Annotated in this window: 4 protein-coding genes and 5 pseudogenes; 7 read left to right on the top strand and 2 right to left on the bottom strand. The window is 55.8% G+C overall.

Features of this window, described 5'->3' with window-relative positions; genetic code table 11:
• The first annotated feature begins 281 nt into the window (after positions 1–281).
• Complete coding sequence (locus A3OI_RS0116945; RefSeq protein ID WP_018405428.1) at positions 282–587, top strand: hypothetical protein; 306 nt, start codon at positions 282–284, stop codon at positions 585–587.
• 110 nt (positions 588–697) lie between these two features.
• Here the strand turns inward: A3OI_RS0116945 and A3OI_RS0116940 are convergent, their stop codons facing one another.
• Entirely contained in the window at positions 698–1,174 is a 477-nt protein-coding gene (locus tag A3OI_RS0116940) for an Lrp/AsnC family transcriptional regulator (protein ID WP_018405427.1), read from the bottom strand.
• Between the two features lie 156 nt (positions 1,175–1,330).
• On the opposite strand from A3OI_RS0116940, the gene A3OI_RS0116935 reads away from it, so the two are divergent.
• The 4 genes and pseudogenes from A3OI_RS0116935 to A3OI_RS0116920 all read left to right on the top strand — a co-directional run bounded on the left by A3OI_RS0116935 (position 1,331) and on the right by A3OI_RS0116920 (position 7,848).
• Positions 1,331–4,897: an indolepyruvate ferredoxin oxidoreductase family protein gene (locus A3OI_RS0116935; RefSeq protein WP_018405426.1), complete on the top strand. Its 3,567-nt coding sequence runs from the start codon at positions 1,331–1,333 to the stop codon at positions 4,895–4,897.
• A pseudogene (locus A3OI_RS20665) lies at positions 4,890–5,974 on the top strand (amino acid aminotransferase). The gene A3OI_RS0116935 and the pseudogene A3OI_RS20665 overlap by 8 nt, the downstream one beginning before the upstream one ends.
• Positions 5,946–7,225 (top strand): annotated as a pseudogene (locus A3OI_RS20660) (sodium-dependent transporter). The pseudogenes A3OI_RS20665 and A3OI_RS20660 overlap by 29 nt, the downstream one beginning before the upstream one ends.
• Before the next feature lie 206 nt (positions 7,226–7,431).
• Entirely contained in the window at positions 7,432–7,848 is a 417-nt protein-coding gene (locus A3OI_RS0116920) for a hypothetical protein (protein WP_018405425.1), read from the top strand.
• Here the strand turns inward: A3OI_RS0116920 and A3OI_RS20655 are convergent.
• Positions 7,826–8,922: pseudogene (locus tag A3OI_RS20655) on the bottom strand (iron-containing alcohol dehydrogenase). The gene A3OI_RS0116920 and the pseudogene A3OI_RS20655 sit on opposite strands and share 23 nt — an antisense overlap.
• A 440-nt stretch (positions 8,923–9,362) precedes the next feature.
• Between A3OI_RS20655 and eutB the strand changes: the two are divergent.
• Both eutB and A3OI_RS22315 read left to right on the top strand, forming a co-directional pair.
• Positions 9,363–9,469 (top strand): annotated as a pseudogene (gene eutB, locus A3OI_RS24090) (ethanolamine ammonia-lyase subunit EutB); the annotation flags it as partial.
• Between the two features lie 12 nt (positions 9,470–9,481).
• Positions 9,482–9,724 (top strand): annotated as a pseudogene (locus tag A3OI_RS22315) (ethanolamine ammonia-lyase light chain EutC); the annotation flags it as partial.
• Positions 9,725–9,874: the final 150 nt, after the last annotated feature.

The raw sequence follows: 9,874 nt of genomic DNA, 5'->3' as shown, positions 1-9,874 counted from the left end.
GTGAGCCACCGCAATCGGCAGGGGCCTGTTCAGATACGCAGACGAACCCTCCTTGCCTGCCCAAACCAGTGGTTCCTCATGCACAACCTCGCCACCTGATCACATCTCCTAAAAAAAGCATTGGCATCTGACTTAAGTATATCTGAAGGCAGAGTTGAATTCTTTTCGTTTGATTGAATGCAGAGAAGCCGCCATTATACTTGCTCAATGCAATGAGGTAGGCGCGTTTGCAGACCTCAACCATTCATGCGGGTTAAAGACTCAAACAAGGAGGAACAGCGATGCTAGGCTCCCATAAGAATGATCAGACAATCAGAATGCACACCGCTACCTTGGTGGGTAGCTATTCCCGGCGCCAACAGTTTCGGCGCATGGCGCTGACGCTGTTGGCCGAGAAAGACGACACACTGGCGGATCTGGGTTATAAGCGCTGGGAAATCAACGTGGCACTCAAGCTGCCGCTTCGGACCGATGCCATGGCCTTTCTGGAGCAGCACCGGCAAGCCTCAGGACTCGAATACGACAACGAGAGCCTGCGCTTTATGAAGGCTGGTAAGCGTCCGCGTGGGGTTTATCAGTACGCTTGAGGCAGGCTAAAGCCCCTCTGTCGGTCTGGCTGTCCAGCAGGGCCATCGAAATGCCAGTAGCCGTGTATCCGGACTGCCTTTCATCAGTACGTTGAGGGGCAGGAAGGTTCTTAGGCACTCCCTAACGGTATCGTCTGGGTATTTTTGATTTCACGCAGTGCAAAGTTGGAGTTAACCTGTGCAATACCCTGCAAGGTGAATATTTTTTCGTTCAGGAAGCGGTCATAGCTGGCCATATCCGGCACGATTACCCGCAGCACAAAATCTGTATTACCGGTAACCGCGAAACACTGAAGCACTTCCGGATAGCTGCTTACCTGCTGCTCGATCTCCGCCGTGCTGTCTATGGTGTGTCGTTGAAGTGACAGGTTGACCAGTACACACAAACCCTGGCCGATGCGCTCCGGGGCGAGCTGCGCGCTGTATCCCGTTATGATGCCTGTTTCTTCAAGCGTTCGTACCCGCCGCCAGCAGGCTGCCGGCGATAGCCCGATTTGTTCCGCCAGTTGCTGGTTACTGATTCGTCCATCTTGTTGCAGTATCGCAAGGATGTGCTGGTCGAGTTTATCCAGTTCCACCTGTTTCATTTAGTAACACCTGGGTTTTATCAAAGAATCTTCGGTTCTATTGTCTTTTATCAAAGAATATTCCGCAAACCAAGATAATTCCTGCCCAATACGCAAGCACCTTTTGCGAGCTTCCCTCTAGAATTCTGATCATAAAATCAACAAGAGGAGGGCGCCATGTCCACTGACATCTCTCAACCCGATATCGCTCAAGACCGCAGCGCCGAGACCGGCAGCCCGCCGCTGGACAACTACACGTTAGAAGACCGCTACCTGCGCGACTCTGGCCGGGTATTCCTGACCGGGACCCAGGCGCTGGTTCGCATCCCTTTGATGCAGGCCGCGCTGGATCGCAAGCTGGGGCTCAACACAGCGGGCATGGTAAGTGGCTACCGGGGCTCACCTTTGGGGGCTTATGATATGGCCCTTTGGCAAGCTCAAAAACATCTTGATGAAAACCGCATCGATTTCGTGCCTGCGATCAACGAAGATCTTGCGGCGACCATTATGCTGGGTGCCCAGCAGGTAGAGACCGATGATGATCGTCAGGTGGATGGCGTGTTCGGGATCTGGTACGGCAAAGGGCCCGGAGTTGACCGCGCGGGTGATGCGTTAAAGCACGGCACCACTTACGGCAGCTCGCCCCACGGCGGCGTGCTGGTGATTGCAGGCGATGACCACGGCTGTGTGTCGTCCTCCATGCCGCATCAGTCTGATGTAGCGTTCATGAGTTTCTTCATGCCCACGATCAACCCGGCCAACATCGCCGAGTATCTGGAGTTTGGCCTTTGGGGCATTGCGTTGTCGCGTTACAGTGGCTGTTGGGTGGGCTTCAAGGCGGTTTCGGAAACCGTGGAAAGTGCTGCGTCGGTGGAGCTGCCGCCGTTGCCGGAGTTTGTAACCCCGGATGATTTCACCCCGCCTGAAACCGGCCTGCATTACCGTTGGCCGGATCTGCCGGGGCCCCAACTGGAAACCCGAATTGAGCACAAGCTTGCGGCCGTTCAGGCGTTTGCCCGAGCGAACCCTATTGACCTTTGCCTGTTTGATAACGCACAGGCGCGCTTTGGTATTGTTACCACCGGTAAAGGCCACCTGGATCTGCTGGAAGCGCTTGATCTGCTGGGCATCGATGAAGACCGGGCCCGTGAGATGGGGCTGGATATCTACAAAGTGGGCCTTGTGTGGCCAATCGAGCGGCGCGGTATTCTCAACTTTGTTCACAGCAAAGAAGAAGTGCTGGTTATCGAGGAAAAGCGGGGCATTATCGAGAGCCAGATCAAGGAATCCATGTCGGAACCGGATCGCCCCGGCGAGGTGCTGATTACCGGTAAACAGGATGAGCTGGGCCGCCCACTTATTCCTTATGTCGGTGAGCTGAGCCCCAAATTAGTAGCCGGTTTTCTGGCCGCCCGCCTTGGCCGCTTCTTCGTCAAGGATTACAGCGAGCGTCTGGCGGCTATAAACAGCATGAGTAACGCTCAGGATCCGGGTGGCGTAAAGCGCCTGCCGTATTTCTGTTCGGGCTGCCCCCATAATACGTCTACCAAAGTGCCGGACGGCAGTAAGGCACAGGCCGGTATCGGCTGCCATGTTATGGCGACCTGGATGGACCGTAACACGGAATCGCTGACCCAGATGGGGGGCGAAGGGGTTAATTGGGTCGGCAAGAGCCGGTACATCGGCAACCCCCATATATTCCAGAACCTGGGTGAGGGCACGTATTTTCATTCCGGATCCATGGCTATTCGCCAGGCGGTGGCGGCCGGCATCAACATTACCTACAAGATCCTGTTCAACGACGCGGTGGCCATGACCGGCGGCCAACCCGTGGATGGCGAGATCACCGTACCGATGATCGCGCAGCAGGTTGCCGCTGAGGGCGTGCGCCGGGTTGTGGTGCTTAGTGATGAGCCCGAAAAGTATGATGGCCACAAGCAACTGTTCCCGCACGACGTAACCTTTCACGACCGCACAGAGCTGGATAAGGTACAACGAGAGCTGCGGGATATTCCCGGCTGTACCATCCTGATTTACGACCAGACCTGTGCGGCTGAGAAGCGTCGCCGGCGCAAGCGCAACCTGTACCCGGATCCCGCCAAACGGGCGTTTATCAACCATCACGTGTGCGAAGGTTGTGGCGACTGTTCGGTGCAGTCGAACTGCCTTTCCGTGGTGCCGCGCCAGACCGAGCTGGGCCGCAAGCGTAAGATTGACCAGTCTTCCTGTAATAAGGATTTCTCCTGCGTGAACGGCTTTTGCCCAAGCTTTGTGACCATCGAGGGTGGCCAGCTGCGCAAATCCCGCGGTATGGACACCGGCTCTGTGCTTACCGGCAAACTGACGGACATCCCGGAGCCGGTTCTGCCGGAGCTTGCGGGCTCGTACGATTTGTTGGTGGGTGGTGTGGGTGGCACGGGCGTTGTGACCGTGGGCCAGCTCATCACTATGGCCGCTCATCTTGAAGGCCGGGGTACCTCGGTGCTGGACTTCACCGGCTTCGCGCAGAAGGGCGGCACGGTACTGAGCTATGTCCGCATGGCACCGTCTCCGGACAAACTGCACCAGGTGCGTATCAGTAACGGCCAGGCCGATGCCGTGATTGCCTGTGATCTGGTGGTTGCCTCCTCCCAGAAAGCGCTGAGCGTTCTCAGGTCCAATTACACCCGTGTGGTGGCCAACGAGGCCGAGCTGCCGACAGCGGACTATGTGCTGTTCCGGGATGCAGACATGCAGGCAGACAAGCGCCTGGATCTGATCCGTAACGCGGTAGGCGATGACAATTTTGCACAGCTGGATGCCAATGGTATTGCTGAGAAACTGCTGGGCGACACGGTGTTTTCCAACGTGATGATGCTGGGCTTCGCCTGGCAGCGCGGTTTGTTGCCGCTGTCACAAGCTGCGCTGATGAAAGCCATTGAGCTGAATGGAGTGGCGGTTGAGCGCAACAAGGAAGCCTTTGGCTGGGGTCGAGTGGCCGCTGTGGACGTGAAAGTCATCACCGATCTGCTGAATACCGGCGAGGCGCGGGTAGAAGAAGTGAAACCAGAGCCGGGGCTGGACGAGCTGATCGATATCCGCCACACGCATCTGGTGAATTATCAGAACCGTCGCTGGGCTGATCGCTATACGGACATGGTAAAGCAGGTACGTAAAGCTGAGGAAACCTTGGGCGAGACGAACCAGTTGCTGACCCGTGCCGTAGCCCAACAGCTGTACCGGTTTATGGCTTTCAAGGATGAATACGAAGTGGCCCGCCTGTTTGCGGAAACCGACTTTATGAAGGAGGTGAACAACACCTTCGAGGGTGACTTTAAAGTTCATTTCCACCTGGCTCCGCCGATTATGAACCGCGGCACAGATGCCCAGGGCAGGCCGAAGAAACGTCAGTTTGGCCCCTGGATGTTCCAGGCGTTCAAGCTGCTGGCGAAGTTCCGGGTGCTGCGCGGCACGGCTATCGATCCGTTCAGCTATTCCGCCGACCGCAAGATGGATCGGGCGCAGCTGAAAGATTACCAACGGCTTGTGGAGCGGATTGTCAGTGGGCTGGAGGCCAGCAACTACGACACTTTCCTTCAGCTGGCGGAACTGGCCGGTGAAGTGCGGGGCTATGGTCCGGTGCGCGAACAGGCCGCAGAAGCTGTGCAGGAAAAACAGTCACAGCTGATCAAAGCCCTCGACACAGGCCGCCCGACACTGATTCGAACCAGTCAGGCCGACAACAAGGAGGCAGATCATGTTTGAGTCGCTGAAGCAGTTACCTCAGGATCCGATCCTGCAACTGATGCAGATGTTTCGCGACGATACCCGGCCCGACAAGGTCGATCTGGGTGTCGGAGTTTACAAGGATGACGCAGGCAATACGCCCATCATGGGGTCGGTACACGAAGCCGAGCGGCGCCTGCTTGAGGAAGAAACCACCAAAAGCTATGTCGGGCCGGCCGGAGCCGCTGGTTTCAACGCGGCCATGGTGCGCCTTATCCTGGGGAACGGTAACAGCCTGATTCGTGATGGCCGTACCTCGGTGATTCAGACGCCGGGCGGTTGCGGTGCTCTACGCATGGCAGCGGAGTTTTTCCGGCTGTGTCAGCCGGACACAACGGTGTGGGTCAGCACGCCCACCTGGGCCAACCACATGCCGCTGCTGGGCGGCGCCGGCCTGAACATTTGCGAATATCCGTATCTCAATCGAGAGACGTTAGCGGTCGATTTTCCCGCCATGCTCGAGACGCTGGAAGGCGCCAGAGCAGGGGATGTGGTGCTGCTACACGGCTGCTGCCCTTTGTGGATATGGCCTACCAGGGTCTGGGTGAGGGTCTTGAGGAAGACGCAGCCGGCGTGCGTTATCTGGCGGGCCAGGTACCGGAAATGGTGATTGCTGCTTCCTGTTCCAAGAACTTCGGCTTGTATCGGGAACGCACCGGTGCCCTGATGCTGATCTCTGCAACCGGCTTGATTAACACGGCGGCCACCAGCCAGCTGTTGAGCGTTGTACGTTCCCACTATTCCATGCCACCGGCTCATGGCGCCGCCATCGTTGAAACCATTTTAGGTGATGACGCCTTGCGCGCCGGATGGCAGAGCGAACTAAGCGGTATGTGTGACCGCATCCTTGGCCTGCGGCACGCCTTTGCGGACGCACTGACTCCGGTGGGTGACTTTGGCTTTATTGCCCGGCAGCGCGGCATGTTCTCGTTCCTGGGTATAACACCGGAACAGGTTCGCCAGTTACGGGAAGAGCACGGCATCTACATGTTGGAAAGCAGCCGGCTCGGCCGTTGGGCTTGGCAATATCTGGAAATTTCCATACATCACCGGTGAAAACGGTGGTGGTGCCTTTGTACTGGTTTATCTCGCCTGTATTTTTCTTATTGGTGTGCCGGTTCTCATCGCAGAGATCATGATTGGCCGCCGGGGCGGTCAAAGCCCCGTCGCAACCATGCGCACCCTGACAAAAGCCGAGGGTACATCCAAAGGCTGGCGCATCATCGGCTGGAACGGCGTGGTTGCGTCCTTCCTGGTGCTGTCCTTTTACGCGGTGATCGGTGGTTGGTCGCTGGTTTACATCGGTAAAGCGGCGCTCGGCTCGTTTGTAGGCGCTGATGCAGAAGCCATAGGTGGGCAGTTCAATAACCTGCTGGCGAACCCCTGGGAACTGTTGCTCTGGCACACGGTTTTCATGGCGATTGTGGTGTTTATCGTTGGCCGGGGCATACGCTCGGGCCTTGAAAAAGCGGTCACCATGCTGATGCCGCTTTTGTTTTTAATGCTTATCGTGATGGTGTTTTACGCCATGAGCAGCGGCAGCTTTGGCCGTGCTGTCAGCTTTATGTTCTCGCCGGATTTCAGCCGTCTGACAACGGAAGGTGTTTTAATCGCCCTTGGTCACGCTGCCTTTACGCTCAGTATCGGTATAGGCGTGCTGATGGCCTACGGTTCTTACCTGCCAAAAAACATCAATATTGCCAAAACCGCCATGACCATCGCGGTGCTGGATACTAGCGTGGCCTTGCTTGCCGGGCTTGCAATCTTCCCGCTGGTTTTTGCCAATGGACTGGAAGCCGGCGCCGGGCCGGGTCTGATTTTTGTGACCCTGCCACTGGCCTTCGGCCAGATGGGCGGCGGGATCTTATTTGGCGCCCTGTTCTTTGCATTGCTGCTGGTGGCGGCCATAACGTCCGCCATCTCCATGCTGGAGCCTGTCGTCGAATGGCTTGAGGAGCACAAGGGCGCAAATCGGGTTAAAAGCGCTCTGGCCGGGGGTTTCGCTGCCTGGTTTATAGGTATCGGTACCGTGTTGTCCTTCAACCTGTGGGGCGATGTGCACCCGCTGGGATTTATCGGTTTTTTGAAGGCAAAACGGTATTCGACCTGCTCGATTTTCTGGTCTCTAACGTCATGATGCCGTTGGGCGGACTTGCTATCGCCCTGTTTGCAGGGTGGGCCATCCGTCGCGAGGGGCTGGCTGAAGATATCGGCCTGAAAGGCGGTGGCTACAAAGCTTTCATGGTGATACTGAAGTTTGTAACGCCGGCGGGTATTGCGGGCGTGTTTCTCTATAACCTGATTTAAAGCCATCCTTCCCAAACTGCTGCCAAGGGAACAGTTTGTCCATCCGTGCCAGAAAGGTTTTGCAACGTGTCTTGCGCTTCTTATTCTGGTACTCAGCTTCGGGGAAAGTCGTCTGACCCTCGGTGGCGGTTAATCCGATTGCCGATTCTGGATGTGGGGGTTGGACTTACTGTGCCCGGTAGGCGATTTTCCAGGTTTACGACAAGGTGTATAAATATAGTCTTGCAAAAAAGCAGTTTGAAATTTTGGGTGAAGCCAATAAGAAAGGCAGCGCGCCTTCACGTAAAGCTTTGAAACATAAGGCGCGCCCAACAGGGTTAGAACCTGTGGCCATTGCCTTCGGAAGGCGCAAATTTGCCTGGGCCTGCGCAATGCCTTGGTTCCAGAAGCTAAAGAAATATCAACTGCTCTACCCTGGTCTAGACGTCAGGGCTTTTGCGAACTGGTATGAAAAGACTGCCGCCTATGGAATCATCTACGGTACGTTGGTGACTTTTATGAGCGCTCCTTTCTTCTACCTTTTCAAGCCACTAACATCAATCAAAATAGGCGCTGCCGCAGTTTGGCAACGGTTAGACGCCCGAATGTCGGGCGGCTGTTTCAGAATGCGGCTTTGTAGATAGCCAGTGCGTCGGCTTCCGATACTTCTCTCGGATTGTTTACCAGTAGGCGGGATTGTTTCATGGCATCGACTGCCATGACTGACAGGTCGGACTCACCAATACCGACTTCACGCAAGGTTTGCTCAAGTCCTAGATCAGCACTCAGTGCTTCAAGACGATTGATGAACTCGTCGACCCGCTGCTCTTTCTGAACGGAGGCCAAGTCTGGAAAAACATCTGGAGCTAGGGTGGCATAGGCATCGGCGCACACGCTTGCGTTAAAACGCATGACATGGGGCAATACTAAGGCGTTGGAAAGCCCGTGCGGTACATGAAAAATGCCACCAATGGGGTATGCCAAAGCGTGCACTGCTGCCACCGGCGAGTTTGCAAAGGCTTGTCCGGCTAACATGGCACCCAGGAGCATGCCTGAACGCGCCTGAACGTTGCTGCCTTCTTTTACCGCTGTTTCTATATTAGCGCCGAGCAATCGAAGGGCTTCACGAGCTAAAGCACGCGACACGGGGTTGTTGTTCGCTGATGCGGAGGTATAGCTCTCAATGGCGTGAACCATAGCATCGATACCCGTTGCTGCCGTTACAGGAGCTGGCAGCCCAAGAGTAAGCTCGGCATCCAGTAGGGCAATGTCTGGCAGCAGTTGAGGCGCCACCACACCTTTTTTCTCCGTTTCACCGACGGTGATGATTGAAATGGGCGTTACCTCAGAGCCCGTGCCCGCAGTGGTGGGGATCTGGATCAGCGGGAGTCTCTGGCCTTTGGCCTGTCCAACGCCGTAGACGTCTTCTAGGTTTTCGCCGCCTCCAATTAATAGCGCAATCAGTTTGGCGACGTCCATTGAGGAGCCTCCGCCGAAACCGATAACGCCGTCGATGTTTGCCGCTCGGGCTTCCGCAAGGGCGGCCTCCACCACGGCAACGGGGGGGGGGGGGCAGCAAATACGCGATAGCTCACGCCAGCCTGAGTCAGAGAGTCTGTTGCGGCGCCCAGCAAGCCCGCTTTGATCAGGCCCGCATCGGTCACCAAAAGAACGTTCCTACCAATCTGTGCTCGCACAAGGGTGCCAAGACGTTTGATGGATCCTGGTTCGCAACTGTTAGGTAATGAGTGTCCAGAATCCGGACATCAATGAATTAGGTGAGCGCAGCATGTGGTTGTATTGAATTAACAATAATGGGTTGATAGCCCATTAGTTTTCTTCTGGCTTGTCATTCATCGCCACCGCCTTGCCGATAACCGCGAATTTGATGTTTCGAGCTGAGGAATGACAACGGATATTATACCCCTTGAGGTATATAGAGTTGCAGCGGATAGGTATTTAATCTGGAAAATTGATTAATCCGCGAAGGAAGCTGTTTATGAAGACGAAAGCCGAGTGGCAGGCACTCAGTAAGACAATAGTACTCCGGAATCTGGCCTATATTGGTGGACGTTTTCAGCCAGCTTCCTCTGGTGAGACTTTTCCTTCGATCAACCCTGCTACCGAACAATTGCTGGCTGACGTTGCGAGCTGTGATAAGGCCGATCAGGATGACATGGACACCCTGCTGACTCTGTTAGGCGTAGCAGGAATCAACTTCATCATGGGCATTCCCCCCGCTCTGATGACATCATGCTCAACTACTAGGCCACTTCCTTCCACGACGCCCATGCTCAGGCCCGTGATGCTGTGCGCCTGCCCTTCGATCACGTTGGGCTTAGCGCTCAACTTGCCGAGCACGGGCGCGACAGTCTGTTGCTACACAGCGCCGCCAGTGACCGCCACAGCTACCTGCAACGTCCAGACCTGGGGCGCCGTTTGGATGATGAGTCTGCTCAGTTACTGAATCAGCATCGCGCGGACAACCCAGCGGGTTACGACCTGGCTATTGTCGTGGCAGGTGCCGGCAAGAGCGGAAACTTTCTACTCGGTTGAGTGTTAGTTAACGTTTGATTATTGACCCGGCGAAATCATTGCAAGCTCTGAAAGGCACTTTTCACGTGGGCAGCCAACGCGTCATTGAGGGGATTGGAGCCTCTGCGCACGAGT

It is taken from the genome of Marinobacter gelidimuriae (assembly GCF_000372805.1).
Taxonomy (GTDB): Bacteria; Pseudomonadota; Gammaproteobacteria; order Pseudomonadales; family Oleiphilaceae; genus Marinobacter; species Marinobacter gelidimuriae.
This window is presented reverse-complemented; position numbering and strand designations above follow the sequence as displayed.